The organism is Neisseria sp. HMSC075C10 (genome assembly GCF_001815615.1).
GTDB classification, from domain to species: Bacteria; Pseudomonadota; Gammaproteobacteria; order Burkholderiales; family Neisseriaceae; genus Neisseria; species Neisseria subflava_A.
The window spans coordinates 1-15,752 of the sequence record NZ_KV821263.1 but is presented as its reverse complement, the minus strand read 5'-3'; the positions used below and the strand labels follow the sequence as shown (position 1 = coordinate 15,752).

Annotated in this window: 31 protein-coding genes and 1 pseudogene; 30 read left to right on the top strand and 2 right to left on the bottom strand. The window is 42.4% G+C overall.

All coding sequences use genetic code 11. From position 1 onward, the window contains the following. From HMPREF3047_RS11005 to rplQ, 30 genes and pseudogenes are all read left to right on the top strand, one after another. Positions 1-145, top strand: a pseudogene (locus HMPREF3047_RS11005) (elongation factor Tu); the annotation flags it as partial. Between the two features lie 17 nt (positions 146-162). After that, the gene (gene rpsJ, locus HMPREF3047_RS06685; protein ID WP_002642322.1) at positions 163-474 is read left to right on the top strand and encodes a 30S ribosomal protein S10; all 312 of its coding nucleotides are present in this window, start codon (positions 163-165) and stop codon (positions 472-474) included. A 251-nt stretch (positions 475-725) separates the two neighbouring features. Next, positions 726-1,370, top strand: a complete 645-nt coding sequence (gene rplC / locus HMPREF3047_RS06680) for a 50S ribosomal protein L3 (protein WP_004464584.1) — start codon at positions 726-728, stop codon at positions 1,368-1,370. After that, positions 1,370-1,990, top strand: a complete 621-nt coding sequence (gene rplD / locus HMPREF3047_RS06675) for a 50S ribosomal protein L4 (protein WP_003684798.1) — start codon at positions 1,370-1,372, stop codon at positions 1,988-1,990. Before rplC ends, rplD begins: the two co-directional genes overlap by 1 nt. After that, positions 1,987-2,301 (top strand): 50S ribosomal protein L23, encoded by a 315-nt coding sequence (gene rplW / locus HMPREF3047_RS06670; protein ID WP_002243944.1) that lies wholly within the window; start codon positions 1,987-1,989, stop codon positions 2,299-2,301. The genes rplD and rplW overlap by 4 nt, the downstream gene beginning before the upstream one ends. A 5-nt stretch (positions 2,302-2,306) precedes the next feature. Further along, positions 2,307-3,140, top strand: coding sequence for a 50S ribosomal protein L2 (gene rplB / locus HMPREF3047_RS06665; RefSeq protein WP_003684813.1), 834 nt, complete (start codon positions 2,307-2,309; stop codon positions 3,138-3,140). A gap of 5 nt (positions 3,141-3,145) precedes the next feature. Next, positions 3,146-3,424: a 30S ribosomal protein S19 gene (gene rpsS, locus HMPREF3047_RS06660; RefSeq protein ID WP_002215422.1), complete on the top strand. Its 279-nt coding sequence runs from the start codon at positions 3,146-3,148 to the stop codon at positions 3,422-3,424. Positions 3,425-3,432: 8 nt separating this feature from the next. After that, positions 3,433-3,762 carry a 50S ribosomal protein L22 gene (gene rplV / locus HMPREF3047_RS06655; protein ID WP_003749277.1) on the top strand — a complete coding sequence of 110 codons (330 nt, stop codon included), beginning with the start codon at positions 3,433-3,435 and terminating at the stop codon, positions 3,760-3,762. 9 nt (positions 3,763-3,771) lie between these two features. Then, a complete protein-coding gene (rpsC, locus tag HMPREF3047_RS06650) occupies positions 3,772-4,464 on the top strand; it encodes a 30S ribosomal protein S3 (RefSeq protein ID WP_003684753.1) in 693 nt (230 codons plus the stop codon). After that, complete coding sequence (gene rplP, locus HMPREF3047_RS06645) at positions 4,448-4,864, top strand: 50S ribosomal protein L16 (RefSeq protein WP_003684741.1); 417 nt, start codon at positions 4,448-4,450, stop codon at positions 4,862-4,864. Before rpsC ends, rplP begins: the two co-directional genes overlap by 17 nt. Next, complete coding sequence (rpmC, locus tag HMPREF3047_RS06640; protein ID WP_003684705.1) at positions 4,864-5,055, top strand: 50S ribosomal protein L29; 192 nt, start codon at positions 4,864-4,866, stop codon at positions 5,053-5,055. Before rplP ends, rpmC begins: the two co-directional genes overlap by 1 nt. Further along, entirely contained in the window at positions 5,055-5,318 is a 264-nt protein-coding gene (gene rpsQ / locus HMPREF3047_RS06635; protein WP_003684766.1) for a 30S ribosomal protein S17, read from the top strand. Before rpmC ends, rpsQ begins: the two co-directional genes overlap by 1 nt. Positions 5,319-5,545: 227 nt before the next feature. Next, positions 5,546-5,914: a 50S ribosomal protein L14 gene (gene rplN, locus HMPREF3047_RS06630; RefSeq protein ID WP_002215434.1), complete on the top strand. Its 369-nt coding sequence runs from the start codon at positions 5,546-5,548 to the stop codon at positions 5,912-5,914. 11 nt (positions 5,915-5,925) lie between these two features. Continuing rightward, on the top strand, positions 5,926-6,249 hold the full coding sequence (gene rplX / locus HMPREF3047_RS06625; protein WP_036493506.1) for a 50S ribosomal protein L24: 324 nt from the start codon (positions 5,926-5,928) through the stop codon (positions 6,247-6,249). Positions 6,250-6,258: 9 nt separating this feature from the next. After that, entirely contained in the window at positions 6,259-6,798 is a 540-nt protein-coding gene (gene rplE / locus HMPREF3047_RS06620) for a 50S ribosomal protein L5 (RefSeq protein ID WP_003684750.1), read from the top strand. Positions 6,799-6,800: 2 nt separating this feature from the next. Continuing rightward, on the top strand, positions 6,801-7,106 hold the full coding sequence (rpsN, locus tag HMPREF3047_RS06615; RefSeq protein ID WP_003684736.1) for a 30S ribosomal protein S14: 306 nt from the start codon (positions 6,801-6,803) through the stop codon (positions 7,104-7,106). A 14-nt stretch (positions 7,107-7,120) separates the two neighbouring features. Next, positions 7,121-7,513, top strand: coding sequence for a 30S ribosomal protein S8 (rpsH, locus tag HMPREF3047_RS06610; RefSeq protein WP_003684738.1), 393 nt, complete (start codon positions 7,121-7,123; stop codon positions 7,511-7,513). Positions 7,514-7,526: 13 nt separating this feature from the next. Beyond that, positions 7,527-8,060, top strand: a complete 534-nt coding sequence (gene rplF, locus HMPREF3047_RS06605; RefSeq protein ID WP_070583496.1) for a 50S ribosomal protein L6 — start codon at positions 7,527-7,529, stop codon at positions 8,058-8,060. A gap of 13 nt (positions 8,061-8,073) precedes the next feature. Continuing rightward, positions 8,074-8,427: a 50S ribosomal protein L18 gene (gene rplR / locus HMPREF3047_RS06600; protein WP_070583498.1), complete on the top strand. Its 354-nt coding sequence runs from the start codon at positions 8,074-8,076 to the stop codon at positions 8,425-8,427. Between the two features lie 17 nt (positions 8,428-8,444). Further along, the gene (gene rpsE, locus HMPREF3047_RS06595) at positions 8,445-8,963 is read left to right on the top strand and encodes a 30S ribosomal protein S5 (RefSeq protein WP_003684704.1); all 519 of its coding nucleotides are present in this window, start codon (positions 8,445-8,447) and stop codon (positions 8,961-8,963) included. Beyond that, positions 8,956-9,141: a 50S ribosomal protein L30 gene (gene rpmD, locus HMPREF3047_RS06590; protein ID WP_003684808.1), complete on the top strand. Its 186-nt coding sequence runs from the start codon at positions 8,956-8,958 to the stop codon at positions 9,139-9,141. Before rpsE ends, rpmD begins: the two co-directional genes overlap by 8 nt. 1 nt (position 9,142) lies before the next feature. Next, the gene (gene rplO, locus HMPREF3047_RS06585; protein ID WP_070712764.1) at positions 9,143-9,577 is read left to right on the top strand and encodes a 50S ribosomal protein L15; all 435 of its coding nucleotides are present in this window, start codon (positions 9,143-9,145) and stop codon (positions 9,575-9,577) included. 13 nt (positions 9,578-9,590) lie between these two features. Then, a complete protein-coding gene (secY, locus tag HMPREF3047_RS06580) occupies positions 9,591-10,904 on the top strand; it encodes a preprotein translocase subunit SecY (RefSeq protein ID WP_070583503.1) in 1,314 nt (437 codons plus the stop codon). Positions 10,905-10,908: 4 nt separating this feature from the next. Beyond that, positions 10,909-11,127 carry a translation initiation factor IF-1 gene (gene infA, locus HMPREF3047_RS06575; RefSeq protein ID WP_003684714.1) on the top strand — a complete coding sequence of 73 codons (219 nt, stop codon included), beginning with the start codon at positions 10,909-10,911 and terminating at the stop codon, positions 11,125-11,127. Between the two features lie 18 nt (positions 11,128-11,145). Beyond that, positions 11,146-11,259: a 50S ribosomal protein L36 gene (gene rpmJ, locus HMPREF3047_RS11000; protein WP_003697674.1), complete on the top strand. Its 114-nt coding sequence runs from the start codon at positions 11,146-11,148 to the stop codon at positions 11,257-11,259. Between the two features lie 67 nt (positions 11,260-11,326). After that, entirely contained in the window at positions 11,327-11,689 is a 363-nt protein-coding gene (gene rpsM, locus HMPREF3047_RS06570) for a 30S ribosomal protein S13 (RefSeq protein WP_003749295.1), read from the top strand. 19 nt (positions 11,690-11,708) lie between these two features. Next, a complete protein-coding gene (rpsK, locus tag HMPREF3047_RS06565; RefSeq protein ID WP_002216249.1) occupies positions 11,709-12,104 on the top strand; it encodes a 30S ribosomal protein S11 in 396 nt (131 codons plus the stop codon). Positions 12,105-12,123: 19 nt separating this feature from the next. Beyond that, positions 12,124-12,744, top strand: a complete 621-nt coding sequence (gene rpsD / locus HMPREF3047_RS06560) for a 30S ribosomal protein S4 (RefSeq protein ID WP_003749296.1) — start codon at positions 12,124-12,126, stop codon at positions 12,742-12,744. A 25-nt stretch (positions 12,745-12,769) separates the two neighbouring features. Next, the gene (gene rpoA, locus HMPREF3047_RS06555) at positions 12,770-13,756 is read left to right on the top strand and encodes a DNA-directed RNA polymerase subunit alpha (protein ID WP_003749298.1); all 987 of its coding nucleotides are present in this window, start codon (positions 12,770-12,772) and stop codon (positions 13,754-13,756) included. A gap of 24 nt (positions 13,757-13,780) precedes the next feature. Next, entirely contained in the window at positions 13,781-14,155 is a 375-nt protein-coding gene (gene rplQ, locus HMPREF3047_RS06550) for a 50S ribosomal protein L17 (protein ID WP_003684792.1), read from the top strand. Positions 14,156-14,432: 277 nt separating this feature from the next. On the opposite strand, the gene cas2 is transcribed toward rplQ, so the two are convergent. Both cas2 and cas1 read right to left on the bottom strand, forming a co-directional pair. Next, the gene (gene cas2 / locus HMPREF3047_RS06545) at positions 14,433-14,759 is read right to left on the bottom strand and encodes a CRISPR-associated endonuclease Cas2 (protein WP_033912916.1); all 327 of its coding nucleotides are present in this window, start codon (positions 14,757-14,759) and stop codon (positions 14,433-14,435) included. Continuing rightward, positions 14,752-15,666, bottom strand: coding sequence for a type II CRISPR-associated endonuclease Cas1 (gene cas1 / locus HMPREF3047_RS06540; protein WP_070712763.1), 915 nt, complete (start codon positions 15,664-15,666; stop codon positions 14,752-14,754). The genes cas2 and cas1 overlap by 8 nt, the downstream gene beginning before the upstream one ends. Between the last annotated feature and the right edge of the window lie 86 nt (positions 15,667-15,752).

Genomic DNA, 15,752 nt, shown 5'->3' with positions numbered 1-15,752 from the left:
CGTAGAAATGGTAATGCCAGGTGAGAACGTGACCATTACTGTAGAACTGATTGCGCCAATCGCTATGGAAGAAGGTCTGCGCTTTGCGATTCGCGAAGGTGGTCGTACCGTAGGTGCGGGTGTGGTTTCTTCTGTAATTGCTTAATTGAGGGATATTGATAAATGGCAAACCAAAAAATCCGTATCCGCCTGAAAGCTTATGATTACAGTCTGATTGACCGTTCTGCGCAAGAAATTGTTGAAACTGCCAAACGTACTGGCGCTGTTGTTAAAGGTCCGATTCCTTTGCCAACTAAAATCGAACGTTTCAACATCTTGCGTTCTCCTCACGTGAACAAAACTTCTCGTGAACAATTGGAAATCCGTACCCACTTGCGTCTGATGGACATCGTGGATTGGACTGACAAAACTACTGATGCACTGATGAAACTGGATCTTCCAGCAGGTGTGGATGTAGAAATTAAAGTTCAATAAGAACTAAAAAACCGAACAGTTTGGCTGTTCGGTTTTTTATAGAATTCTTAGGCCGTCTGAAAATTTTCAGATATTTGGCAACACTTCATCCGAAAAAAATGATGGGTTTAAGAAGTAAAATTGAAATTTTTGTTGATATTTCTTTGATTTGTCAATTATAATGGCGGACTTGGTACATCCGTATCAAGTTTAACTTTGTCTGAAAGGCAGGCCAATCGTAGCCCGCCCCTTTACTTAAAAGGAAAATAATCATGACTTTAGGTCTGGTTGGACGCAAAGTTGGTATGACTCGCGTGTTCGACGAACAGGGTGTTTCTGTTCCGGTAACCGTTTTGGATATGTCTGCCAACCGCGTTACACAAGTGAAATCCAAAGATACTGACGGCTACACTGCTGTACAAGTTACCTTTGGTCAGAAAAAAGCTAATCGTGTCAACAAAACTGAAGCCGGTCACTTTGCTAAAGCAGGTGTTGAAGCTGGTCGCGGTTTGGTTGAGTTTGCTTTGACTGAAGAAAAACTGGCTGAATTGAAAGCCGGTGATGAAATTACCGTTTCTATGTTTGAAGTTGGTCAATTGGTAGATGTAACCGGTACCTCTAAAGGTAAAGGTTTCTCTGGTACGATCAAACGTCATAACTTCGGTGCTCAACGTACTTCCCACGGTAACTCCCGTTCTCACCGTGTTCCTGGTTCTATCGGTATGGCACAAGACCCTGGTCGCGTGTTCCCTGGTAAACGTATGGCAGGTCAATACGGTAACACTAAAGCAACTGTTCAAAAATTGGAAGTTGTACGTGTTGATGCTGAACGCCAACTCTTGTTGGTTAAAGGTGCTGTTCCGGGTTCGGTTAACAGCGACGTCGTGGTTCGTCCTAGCGTGAAAGTAGGTGCGTAATGGAATTGAAAGTAATTGACGCTAAAGGACAAGTATCTGGCAGCTTGGCTGTTTCTGATGCTTTGTTTGCTCGTGAATACAATGAAGCTTTGGTTCACCAACTGGTTACTGCTTACTTGGCAAATGCCCGTTCTGGTAATCGTGCTCAAAAAACTCGTGCCGAAGTAAACCACTCTACTAAAAAGCCATGGCGCCAAAAAGGTACCGGTCGTGCTCGTTCTGGTATGACTTCTTCTCCGCTGTGGCGTAAAGGTGGTCGTGCATTCCCAAACAAACCTGACGAAAACTTCACTCAAAAAGTGAACCGTAAAATGTATCGTGCCGGTATGGCGACTATTTTATCCCAACTGGCTCGTGATGAACGTTTATTTGCAATCGAAGCATTGACTGCTGAAACTCCTAAAACCAAAGTTTTTGCCGAACAAGTGAAAAACTTGGGTTTGGAGCAAGTTCTGTTTGTAACTAAACAGCTCGACGAGAATGTTTACTTGGCTTCACGCAACTTGCCTAACGTATTAGTTTTGGAAGCTCAACAAGTTGATCCTTACAGCTTGCTGCGTTACAAAAAAGTCGTTATCACTAAAGATGCAGTTGCACAATTAGAGGAGCAATGGGTATGAATCAACAACGTTTGACTCAAGTAATCTTGGCACCTATCGTTTCTGAAAAAAGCAACGTATTGGCTGAAAAACGTAACCAAATGACGTTTAAAGTTTTGGCAAATGCAACCAAACCTGAAATTAAAGCGGCTGTTGAGCTGCTGTTCGGCGTTCAAGTTGCAGACGTTACTACTGTTACCATTAAAGGTAAAGTTAAACGTTTTGGTCGTACTTTAGGTCGTCGCAGTGATGTTAAAAAGGCTTATGTAAGCCTGGCTGCCGGTCAAGAGTTGGATTTGGAAGCCGCTGCTGCAGCTGCAGATAAGGAATAAACAAAATGGCAATCGTTAAAATGAAGCCGACCTCTGCAGGCCGTCGCGGCATGGTTCGCGTGGTAACAGAAGGTTTGCACAAAGGTGCACCTTATGCACCTCTGCTGGAAAAGAAAAATTCTACTGCCGGTCGTAACAACAATGGTCATATCACTACCCGTCATAAAGGTGGTGGCCATAAACATCATTACCGCGTTGTAGATTTCAAACGTAACAAAGACGGTATCCCTGCGAAAGTAGAGCGTATCGAATATGACCCTAACCGTACTGCATTTATCGCACTGTTGTGCTATGCAGATGGTGAGCGTCGCTACATCATTGCTCCTCGTGGTATTCAAGCAGGTGCAGTATTGGTTTCCGGTGCTGAGGCTGCTATCAAAGTAGGTAACACTCTGCCGATCCGCAATATTCCTGTTGGTACAACTATTCACTGTATCGAAATGAAACCAGGTAAAGGTGCGCAAATTGCGCGTTCTGCTGGTGCTTCTGCGGTATTGCTTGCAAAAGAAGGTGCTTACGCACAAGTTCGTTTGCGTTCTGGTGAAGTACGCAAAATTAGCGTAAATTGCCGTGCAACTATCGGTGAAGTTGGTAACGAAGAACAAAGCCTGAAAAAAATCGGTAAAGCTGGTGCTAACCGCTGGCGTGGTATTCGTCCGACCGTTCGTGGTGTTGTAATGAACCCTGTTGATCACCCACATGGTGGTGGTGAAGGCCGTACTGGTGAGGCTCGCGAACCGGTTAGCCCATGGGGTACTCCTGCTAAGGGCTACCGCACTCGTAATAACAAACGCACGGATAACATGATTGTTCGTCGTCGTTACTCAAATAAAGGTTAATTAGTATGGCTCGTTCATTAAAAAAAGGCCCATATGTAGACCTGCATTTGCTGAAAAAAGTAGATGCTGCTCGTGCAAGCAACGACAAACGCCCAATTAAAACTTGGTCACGTCGTTCTACCATTTTGCCTGATTTTATCGGTCTAACTATCGCTGTTCACAACGGTCGCACTCACGTGCCTGTGTTCATCAGCGACAATATGGTTGGTCATAAATTGGGTGAGTTCTCATTGACCCGTACCTTTAAAGGCCACTTGGCTGATAAAAAGGCTAAAAAGAAATAAGGTGAATCATGAGAGTAAGTGCACAACATAAAAACGCCCGTATTTCAGCTCAAAAAGCTCGTTTGGTGGCTGATTTAATTCGTGGTAAAGACGTTGCCCAAGCTTTGAATATCTTGGCATTCAGCCCTAAAAAAGGTGCTGAGCTGATTAAAAAAGTATTGGAATCAGCAATCGCCAATGCCGAGCACAACAATGGTGCTGATATTGACGAATTGAAAGTGGTAACTATCTTTGTTGACAAAGGCCCAAGCTTGAAACGTTTCCAAGCTCGTGCCAAAGGTCGCGGTAACCGCATCGAGAAACAAACTTGTCATATTAATGTGACAGTGGGCAACTAAGGAAAAGCTATGGGACAAAAGATTAACCCTACAGGCTTTCGCCTGGCGGTAACTAAAGACTGGGCTTCAAAATGGTTTGCTAAAAGCACCGACTTTTCTACTGTTTTGAAACAAGATATTGATGTTCGTAACTACTTGCGTAAAAAACTGGCTAATGCTTCAGTTGGTCGCGTAGTGATCGAGCGTCCTGCTAAATCTGCACGTATTACCATTCACTCTGCTCGTCCAGGTGTGGTTATTGGTAAAAAAGGTGAGGATATTGAAATCTTGAAGCGTGACTTGCAAGCTCTGATGGGTGTGCCTGTTCATGTAAATATTGAAGAGATTCGTCGTCCTGAATTGGATGCACAAATCATTGCTGATGGTATTGCCCAGCAGCTTGAAAAACGTGTTCAATTCCGTCGCGCTATGAAACGTGCAATGCAAAATGCAATGCGTTCTGGTGCTAAAGGCATCAAGATCATGACTTCAGGCCGTCTGAATGGTGCAGATATCGCTCGTAGCGAATGGTACCGTGAAGGTCGTGTGCCTTTGCATACTTTGCGTGCGAACGTAGATTATGCAACTAGCGAAGCACACACCACTTATGGTGTGCTGGGTCTGAAAGTTTGGGTTTATACAGAAGGTAATATTAAATCTTCTAAACCTGAGCATGAGAAGAAACAAAGAAAGGCAGGTGGACGTAATGCTGCAGCCAACTAGACTGAAATATCGCAAGCAACAAAAAGGTCGTAATACCGGTATTGCTACTCGCGGTAACAAAGTAAGTTTCGGTGAGTTCGGTTTGAAAGCCGTAGGCCGTGGTCGTTTGACTGCCCGCCAAATCGAAGCTGCTCGTCGTACTATGACTCGTCATATTAAACGTGGCGGTCGTATTTGGATTCGTGTATTCCCTGATAAACCAATTACTGAGAAACCTATCCAAGTCCGTATGGGTGGCGGTAAAGGTAATGTGGAATATTACATTGCTGAAGTTAAACCAGGCAAAGTATTGTACGAAATGGACGGTGTTCCTGAGTCTTTGGCTCGTGAAGCATTTGAATTGGCCGCTGCCAAATTGCCTATTCCTACAACCTTTGTAGTAAGACAGGTGGGTCAATAATGAAAGCAAATGAATTGAAAGACAAATCTATTGAGCAATTAAACTCTGATTTGTTGGACTTGTTGAAAGCTCAGTTTGGCTTACGCATGCAAAATGCAACCGGTCAGTTGGGTAAATCTAGCGAGTTGAAACGTGTACGTCGCGATATTGCTCGTATTAAAACCATTTTAACTGAAAAAGGTGCTAAGTAATGAGCGAAGCTAAAAATGTTCGTACTTTGCAAGGCAAAGTGGTAAGCGACAAAATGGACAAAACTGTTACAGTATTGGTTGAACGTAAAGTTAAACACCCTCTGTACGGTAAAATTATTCGTTTATCAACTAAAATCCATGCTCATGATGAAAACAATCAATATGGCATTGGTGATGTAGTGGTAATCGAGGAATCTCGTCCTTTGTCAAAAACCAAGTCTTGGGTTGTAAAAGAATTGGTTGAGAAAGCGCGTACTGTTTGATTTAAAACACAGTAATGTAGCTTAATAAGAAACGAAGTCTTGCAGCAAAGTTAATTTGCGTGTAAACTTCGTTTCTTATCTTCCAGCTTCTTATGGAAGTTTCTCTCCCTTCGGGATCCAAGACTGGTTTACTAGAACCGTGATGGTTTCATTTAATAAGCAGCTTAAAGTAAGGTGCGAGTTATATGAAAGTGGTAAATTAAGTTGGTTAATTTAAAGGTACTAATATGATTCAAATGCAGACCATCTTAGATGTGGCTGATAACTCTGGTGCGCGTCGCGTAATGTGCATCAAAGTATTAGGCGGATCTAAGCGTCGCTACGCTTCTGTTGGCGATATTATTAAAGTTGCAGTTAAAGATGCAGCCCCACGTGGTCGTGTCAAAAAAGGTGATGTATACAATGCGGTAGTTGTTCGTACTGCTAAGGGTGTGCGTCGTCCTGATGGTGCGTTAATTAAATTCGATAACAATGCTGCTGTGTTGTTGAATAATAAACTTGAACCTCTGGGTACTCGTATTTTTGGTCCGGTAACCCGTGAATTGCGTACTGAGCGATTTATGAAAATCGTTTCATTGGCGCCTGAAGTATTATAAGGAATAGCGCGATGAATAAAATCATTAAAGGCGATCAGGTTGTAGTGATTACCGGTAAAGATAAAGGTAAGCAAGGTCAAGTAGTTCGAGTATTGGGTGATAAAGTTGTTGTTGAGGGTGTTAATGTTGTAAAACGCCATCAAAAACCTAATCCAATGCGCGGTATTGAGGGTGGCATTATTACTAAAGAAATGCCTTTGGATATTTCTAATGTTGCAATCCTGAATCCGGAAACTAATAAAGCAGACCGTGTTGGTATTAAGCTGATTGAAAATGAAGGCAAAGTTAAACGCGTTCGTTTCTTCAAATCAAATGGCTCTATCATTGGAGCATAAGGAGATAACATGGCTCGTTTGAGAGAGTTTTATAAAGATACAGTTGTTCCTGAATTGGTTAAACAATTTGGTTACAAATCAGTAATGGAAGTTCCACGTATTGAAAAAATCACCTTGAATATGGGTGTGGGTGAAGCTGTTGCTGATAAAAAAGTTATGGAACACGCTGTTTCTGATTTAGAGAAAATTGCTGGTCAAAAACCAGTTGTTACTGTTGCTCGTAAATCTATCGCGGGTTTTAAAATCCGTGATAACTATCCAGTTGGTTGCAAAGTAACTTTGCGTCGTGATCAAATGTTTGAATTCTTGGATCGTTTGATTACTATTGCGTTGCCTCGCGTACGTGACTTCCGTGGTGTAAGCGGTAAATCATTTGATGGTCGTGGCAATTACAATATGGGCGTTCGTGAGCAAATTATTTTCCCGGAAATTGAATACGATAAAATCGATGCTTTGCGTGGTTTGAATATTACTATTACAACTACTGCAAAAACTGATGAAGAAGCGAAAGCTTTGTTGTCACTGTTCAAGTTTCCGTTTAAAGGATAATCATGGCTAAGAAAGCACTTATTAATCGTGAGCTGAAACGTCAAGCATTGGCGAAAAAGTTTGCAGCTAAACGTGAGGCAATTTTCGCTGTTATTAATGATGCTAATGCGACTGAAGAAGAACGTTTTGAAGCACGTTTGAAATTTCAATCCATTCCTCGTAATGCAGCACCTGTACGTCAACGTCGTCGTTGTGCTTTAACAGGTCGTCCTCGTGGCACTTTCCGTAAATTTGGTTTGGGCCGTATTAAAATCCGTGAAATCGCTATGCGTGGCGAGATCCCTGGTGTTGTTAAAGCTAGCTGGTAATAGGAGTATAAATAATGAGTATGCATGATCCTATTTCCGATATGTTGACTCGTATTCGCAATGCGCAACGTGCTAATAAAGCAGCAGTTGCCATGCCTTCCTCTAAACTGAAATGTGCAATTGCAAAAGTTCTGAAAGAAGAAGGTTATATCGAGGATTTTGCGGTTTCTGCTGATGCAAAACCGGTATTGGAAATTCAATTGAAATACTATGCAGGTCGTCCTGTGATTGAGCAAATTAAACGTGTTTCACGTCCAGGTTTGCGTATTTACAAAGCATCAAGTGAGATCCCTAGCGTAATGAATGGCCTGGGTGTCGCTATTGTTAGTACTTCTAAAGGTGTAATGACTGATCGCAAAGCCCGTTCTGAGGGTGTGGGTGGTGAGTTGTTGTGCATCGTAGCCTAGTGGAGAAAAGTAAATGTCACGCGTCGCAAAAAACCCAGTGACTGTTCCTGCTGGTGTAGAAGTAAAATTCGGAACAGATGCATTGGTTATCAAAGGTAAAAACGGCGAATTGTCTTTTCCTTTGCATTCCGATGTTGCTATTGAACTGAACGATGGTAAATTGACTTTTGCTGCAAAAAATGACAGTAAACAGGCTAATGCTATGTCTGGTACTGCTCGTGCATTGGTTAATAACATGGTTAAGGGTGTTTCTGAAGGTTTTGAGAAAAAACTTCAATTGATTGGTGTGGGTTATCGTGCCCAAGCTCAAGGTAAAGTTTTGAACCTGTCTTTGGGTTTCTCTCATCCAATCGTATATGAAATGCCTGAAGGTGTTTCCGTTCAAACTCCTAGCCAAACAGAAATCGTTTTGACTGGTGCAGATAAACAAGTGGTTGGCCAAGTCGCTGCTGAAATTCGTGCATTCCGTTCTCCTGAGCCTTATAAAGGTAAAGGTATTCGTTATGTAGGTGAAGTAGTAGTGATGAAAGAAGCCAAGAAAAAATAATTGAGGTTCACTAATGGATAAACATACAACCCGACTCCGTCGTGCACGCAAAACCCGTGCGCGTATTGCGGACTTGAAAATGGTAAGATTATGTGTGTTCCGCAGCAATAATCATATTTATGCTCAAGTAATTAGTGCTGAAGGTGATAAAGTATTGGCTCAAGCCTCTACATTGGAAGCTGAAGTACGTAGTAGCCTGAAATCAGGTGGCAACGTTGAAGCAGCAGCTGTAGTTGGTAAGCGTATTGCTGAAAAAGCTAAAGCAGTGGGTGTTGAAAAAGTTGCTTTTGACCGTTCAGGTTTCCAATATCACGGTCGTGTGAAAGCTTTGGCTGAAGCTGCACGTGAAAATGGTTTAAGCTTCTAATATTTGGAGACTTTCAGATGGCAAAACATGAAATTGAAGAACGCGGTGACGGACTGATTGAAAAGATGGTCGCAGTTAATCGCGTGACTAAAGTAGTTAAAGGTGGCCGTATCATGGCTTTCTCTGCACTGACTGTTGTTGGTGATGGTGATGGTCGCATCGGTATGGGTAAAGGTAAATCAAAAGAAGTACCAGTTGCTGTTCAAAAAGCAATGGATCAAGCTCGACGCTCTATGATTAAAGTGCCTTTGAAAAACGGTACTATTCATCATGAAGTTATTGGTCGTCATGGTGCTACTAAGGTATTTATGCAACCTGCTAAAGAAGGTAGCGGTGTAAAAGCTGGTGGTCCAATGCGTTTAGTATTTGATGCTATGGGTATCCATAACATCTCAGCTAAAGTACATGGTTCTACTAACCCTTACAATATTGTACGTGCTACATTAGACGGTTTGTCTAAACTGTATACCCCTGCTGATATTGCTGCTAAACGTGGCTTGACAGTAGAAGATATTTTGGGAGCTAACCATGACTGAGCAAAAAAAGATTAAAGTTACATTGGTTAAGAGCCTGATCGGTACAATTGAATCTCATCGTGCATGTGCTCGTGGTTTAGGTTTACGCCGCCGTGAGCATACTGTGGAGGTTTTGGATACCCCTGAAAACCGTGGCATGATCAATAAAATCAGCTACTTGTTGAAAGTGGAGTCTTAATATGTTTTTGAATACTATTCAACCTGCTGAGGGTGCTACTCACGCTAGTCGTCGTGTAGGCCGTGGTATTGGTAGCGGCTTGGGTAAGACAGGTGGTCGTGGTCATAAAGGTCAAAAAAGCCGTTCTGGTGGCTTCCACAAGGTAGGTTTTGAAGGCGGTCAAATGCCTTTGCAACGCCGTCTGCCGAAGCGTGGTTTCAAATCTTTGACTGCTGCCGCTAATGCTGAAGTTCGTTTAAGTGAATTGGATCTGATTGCTGTGAACGAGATTGATGTCTTGGTTCTTAAACAAGCTGGTCTGATTCCTGCAACTGCTTCTAATGTAAAAGTTATTGCTTCTGGTGAAATCTCAAAAGCAGTTACCTTGAAAGGTGTAAAAGCTACTAAAGGTGCTAAAGCTGCTATTGAAGCTGCCGGTGGTAAAGTAGAAGAATAAGGCTCGCACTACAGTGGCTAATCAACAATCTTTATCAGGATTATCCAAATTTGGTGATCTGAAAAAACGTCTGGTGTTCCTTTTAGGTGCTTTAGTTGTTTTCCGTATTGGTGCTCATATACCGGTACCGGGCGTAGATGCTGTTGCATTAGCTAAGTTATACGAAGGCGCTGCAAACGGCATATTCGGAATGTTAAATATGTTCTCGGGTGGTTCGTTGGAGCGCTTTAGTATATTTGCAATTGGTATCATGCCTTATATTTCGGCATCGATTATTGTTCAGCTTGCTTCTGAAATTGTTCCTTCTTTAAAAGCTTTAAAGAAGGAAGGTGAGGCTGGTAGGAAAATAATTACGAAATATACTAGGTATGGGACGGTATTATTGGCTGTATTGCAAAGCTTTGGTGTTGCAACATTTGTTTATCAACAAGGTGTTGTTGTAACGAGTTCGCTTGAGTTTCATATTTCTACAGTAGTCTGTTTGGTTACAGGTACTATGTTTCTGATGTGGTTAGGGGAGCAAATTACCGAGCGTGGTATTGGTAATGGTATTTCTTTAATTATTACAGCAGGCATTGTATCGGGTATCCCATCCGGTATTGTTCGGTTATTAACTTTGACTGAACAAGGCTCTATGAGTATGTTGATGGCGGTATCAATTGTGATTGGTATTTTGCTGTTGATCTATGCTGTAGTTTATTTTGAGAGTGCTCAGCGTAAAGTTCCTGTGCATTATGCTAAAAGACAGTTTGGCTCTGGAATGATGCCGGGGCAAAGCATTCATATGCCGTTCAAGCTAAATATGGCAGGTGTTATTCCTCCTATTTTTGCTTCCAGTATCATTTTATTTCCATCTACACTTTTAGGTTGGTTTGGTTCAAATAGTACGAATTCTGTTCTTCATAAGGTTGCTGCAATGCTGCAACACGGACATCCTTTGTATATTGTATTATTTGCCACAACTATCATCTTTTTCTGCTATTTCTATACTGCTTTAGTATTTAGCCCTAAAGAGATGGCTGAAAATTTGAAGAAGAGTGGTGCATTTGTGCCGGGTATTCGCCCAGGTGAGCAAACCTCTAGATATTTGGAAAAAGTGGTACTAAGACTGACATTGTTTGGTGCTTTGTACATTACTACAATCTGTCTGATACCTGAATTTTTAACGACGGCATTGAAGGTTCCTTTCTATTTAGGTGGAACATCTTTGCTTATTTTGGTTGTCGTTACAATGGATTTTAGGACACAAATCAATTCATATCGAATGAGTAGTCAGTATGAAGACTTGATGAGTCGTCCAGATATGAAATCTTTGTCACGTAAGTAGGCTTATGGCTAAAGAAGATACCATACAGATGCAGGGCGAAATCCTTGAGACTTTGCCCAATGCAACATTTAAAGTAAAACTGGAAAATGATCATGTAGTACTTGGTCATATATCTGGAAAAATGCGAATGCACTATATTCGTATTTCTCCAGGTGATAAGGTAACAGTTGAATTAACTCCTTATGATTTAACCCGTGCTCGGATTGTTTTCCGAGCAAGATAAACGATAAAAGGAAATAAAATGCGTGTACAACCTTCTGTAAAGAAAATTTGTCGCAATTGCAAGATTATTCGTCGTAATCGTGTAGTTCGCGTAATTTGTACTGACCCACGTCACAAACAACGTCAAGGTTAAGAAGCTAGTTTTCTTAACTATTGATTTTGTGGTATAGTGACATACTTTGCCCTAAAAAGGAAAAAATATGGCTCGTATTGCAGGGGTAAATATCCCTAATAATGCCCATATCGTAATTGGCCTTCAGGCTATTTATGGTATTGGTGCGACTCGTGCTAAATTGATTTGTGAGGCAGCAAATATTGCTCCTACTACTAAAGCAAAAGATTTGGACGAGGCTCAATTAGACGCTTTGCGTGAGCAAGTTGCTAAATATGAAGTTGAAGGTGATTTGCGTCGTGAAGTAACGATGAGCATTAAACGACTGATGGATATGGGTTGCTATCGTGGCTTCCGTCATCGTCGTGGCTTGCCTTGTCGTGGTCAACGCACTCGCACAAATGCCCGTACCCGTAAAGGTCCGCGCAAAGCGATTGCCGGTAAGAAATAAATTTTAAGGAATTTGATTAATGGCTAAAGCAAACACAGCTTCGCGTGTACGTAAAAAAGTACGTAAAACCGTAAGCGAGGGTATTGTGCACGTTCATGCATCTTTCAACAATACCATCATTACAATCACTGACCGTCAAGGCAATGCATTGTCTTGGGCTACCTCTGGCGGCGCTGGTTTTAAAGGTTCTCGTAAAAGTACACCATTTGCAGCACAAGTTGCAGCAGAAGCAGCTGGTAAAGTTGCCCAAGAGTATGGCGTTAAAAATTTAGAAGTCCGCATTAAAGGCCCTGGCCCTGGTCGCGAATCTTCTGTACGTGCTTTAAACGCTCTTGGTTTCAAGATTACCAGCATTACTGACGTTACCCCGTTGCCTCATAACGGTTGCCGTCCGCCTAAAAAACGTCGTATTTAATATTGGAGTGATTTAAAACATGGCACGTTATATTGGCCCTAAATGTAAATTAGCACGTCGCGAAGGTACGGATCTGTTTTTGAAGAGTGCACGTCGCTCTTTAGATTCAAAATGTAAAATGGATTCTGCACCTGGTCAGCACGGTGCGAAAAAACCACGTTTGTCAGACTACGGTTTGCAATTGCGTGAAAAACAAAAAATCCGTCGTATTTATGGCGTGTTAGAACGCCAATTCCGTCGTTACTTTGCGGAAGCTGATCGTCGTAAAGGTTCTACCGGTGAATTGCTGTTGCAATTGCTGGAGTCCCGTTTGGACAATGTCGTTTATCGTATGGGTTTTGGCTCTACCCGCGCTGAAGCACGTCAATTGGTTTCTCATAAAGCTATCGTTGTAAACGGTCAGGTTGTTAATATCCCTTCTTTCCAAGTTAAAGCAGGCGATGTTGTAGCTGTTCGTGAAAAAGCTAAGAAACAAGTACGTATCCAAGAGGCATTGAGCTTGGCTACTCAAATTGGCTTGCCAAGCTGGGTATCTGTTGATGCCGACAAATTGGAAGGTGTATTCAAAAATATGCCGGATCGCTCAGAATTGTCTGGCGATATTAATGAACAGCTGGTGGTAGAGTTCTACTCTAAATAATGCTAGCTCAATGAGGGACAGTTAAATGCAAAATAGCACAACCGAATTTTTGAAACCTCGTCAAATCGATGTAGATACCTTGTCTTCTACTCGAGCTAAGGTGTCTATGCAGCCATTTGAGCGTGGTTTTGGTCATACTTTAGGTAATGCTTTGCGTCGTATCTTACTGTCATCCATGAATGGCTTTGCCCCAACTGAAGTAGTTATTTCTGGCGTATTGCACGAATACTCTACTATTGATGGTGTTCAGGAGGATGTTGTTGACGTTCTCTTGAACATCAAAGGTATCGTATTTAAGCTTCACGGTCGTAATCAAGTTCAGTTGACTTTGAAAAAAGCAGGTGCCGGTGCTGTTGTAGCTGGTGATATTGATTTGCCACACGATGTGGAAATCATCAATCCTGAACATGTTATTTGCCACTTGTCCGACAATGGTCAAATCGACATGGAAATTAAAGTAGAGCAAGGTCGTGGTTATCAATCTGTTTCAGGTCGTCGCGTATTGCGTGATGAGAATAAACAGATTGGTGCGATTCAGTTGGATGCGAGCTTTTCGCCCATCAGTCGTGTTAGCTTTGAAGTTGAACCTGCACGCGTAGAGCAACGCACGGATTTGGATAAATTGGTTTTGGATATTGAAACCAATGGTTCTATTGATCCAGAAGAAGCTGTACGTAGTGCCGCACGTATCTTAATTGACCAAATGTCTATTTTTGCAGATCTGCAAGGTACTCCGGTTGAAGAGGTTGAAGAAAAAGCGCCTCCTATCGATCCTATCTTGCTGCGTCCTGTAGATGATTTGGAATTAACCGTACGTTCAGCTAATTGTCTGAAAGCTGAAGATATTTACTATATTGGCGATTTGATTCAACGTACTGAAACCGAGCTTCTCAAGACCCCTAATTTGGGTCGTAAATCTTTGAATGAGATCAAAGAAGTGTTGGCCTCTAAAGGTCTGACATTAGGTTCCAAATTAGAAGCTTGGCCGCCTGTAGGCTTAGAAAAGCCGTAAGTTTGAAGATTAAAGGATAATGACATGCGTCATCGTAATGGCAACCGCAAATTAAACCGTACTAGCAGCCACCGTGCTGCGATGCTGCGCAATATGGCGAATTCCTTGTTGACTCACGAAACCATCGTGACAACTTTGCCTAAAGCAAAAGAATTGCGCCGCGTAGTTGAGCCCTTGATTACCTTGGGTAAAAAACCTTCTTTGGCAAACCGTCGTTTGGCTTTTGACCGCACTCGCGATCGTGATGTTGTAGTTAAATTGTTTGACGAATTGGGTCCACGCTTTGCTGCTCGTAACGGCGGCTATGTTCGTGTACTGAAATACGGTTTCCGTAAAGGCGACAATGCTCCTTTGGCATTGGTTGAATTGGTTGATAAAGCAGCTGATTCTGCTGAATAAGCACATTAATATGAAAGCACTACCTGTTTAGGTGGTGCTTTTTTATTTGGATGGCCCCTTTCTCATTTCGCAGTGCTACAATAGAGCACCCTTAATCAAAGCAGCATTGTCTGTTGTAGCTCCCTTTCTCATTTCGCAGTGCTACAATTTGCCAAAAGTCATATTAGAACCCGGGCCAGTTGTAGCTCCCTTTCTCATTTCGCAGTGCTACAATACCTCAACGGGAAACCCTTATTCTATAAGGGTTTCCCGTTTTATTTTGTCTAAAAAAATGTGTTTAAAATAATAATAGTTGGTCTGAATTTACTCTTTTTTCTTGGGTTTTCAGCTCTCCCAACAGTAGTTTCATGGTGGCATATTGCTTTTCCGTTACTTCCAAACAGCGGATTGACCCTTCTTGCGGTAGGTTTGCACATAGCCTGTTGTGGTGTTTTTGCAACGAATCTCGACCTTTGACAATACGGCTGTATACGGAAAGCTGGAGCATTTGGTATCCATCTTTTAATAGAAACTGGCGGAATTGATTGGCAGCTTTGCGCTTTGCCGCTGTGGTAACCGGTAGGTCGAAGAAGACAATAATCCTCATAAATTTGGCCTCACTCATATTGGTATTCTTTCAATGGCAAGATTTCAGGCAGTTTCAGCTGTTTGGCATTTTTGTCAGTTACGCTGGCTTGAAATGAGGAAATCATTTTGTCTATGGCAGCCAAGGTGCTGAAGTATTGCCGTTCGATGCAGATTTGACAGTGAAGGGTCTTGATAAGGTTTTGTTTGATATTAGGGGTCAGATCAGTTTTCAGACGGCCTTGTTCATGCAAATGTATAACGACCAGGTCGGCCAATGGGCGTAAGGGTTCGATAAAGTCATCGGCGAGGTTGAATGGATTTAGTTCGCTTCTATGAAACAAGCCTAATGCAGGCAACCATCCATATAAAGTCAGGGCGCGTGCAACTGCTGCACGGAGTACGGCGTAGGTGTAGTTCAATGCGGCATTGACGGCATTGTTGTCATTGCGAGTAAACTTTTCTCCAAAGAGGGCTTGGAAGTAGAGGGCGGCAGCTTGGGCTTCACGGTTTCCTGTATCGCCCGAACGGACTTCGACTGCCAAAGTGCGCAGCCGTTTGGCAGCAAGATCATTGCCTGTTTCGTCTACGACAAATGCTTGATTTAGGATTTTTTGGCGGATGATATGTTGCCAGAGTTGCTTTTTTAAGGGTTCGCTTATATTCAGCTGCAGCTTGAGGATTTTAAGTTGGCGGTGATATTGGGCATAAGGCAGCCATTGTCCGCAGGGTAGGAACTGTTCGTCACATGTCAGCAGGGTTGAGCCATGTTCGGCTAAGGCTGATAGGAGCGGGGCAGTAATCAGGGTTTCGCGGTTTTCGATGATGATAACGGCGATGTCTTCTAATGGTACGGTATGGGACTCGCCGTTTTGTTGAATCAGCAGTTGCCGGCATTGCAAGGATAGTTTGCCGCCATTTTGAATGAGCAGGCTGCGCCAAGTCATGTTTTTCCCCTTATTTTGATATAAAAAATCCCTGCTTCAGGCCGTCTGAAACAGGGATAGAGACCTTTGCAAAATTCCCCAAAATC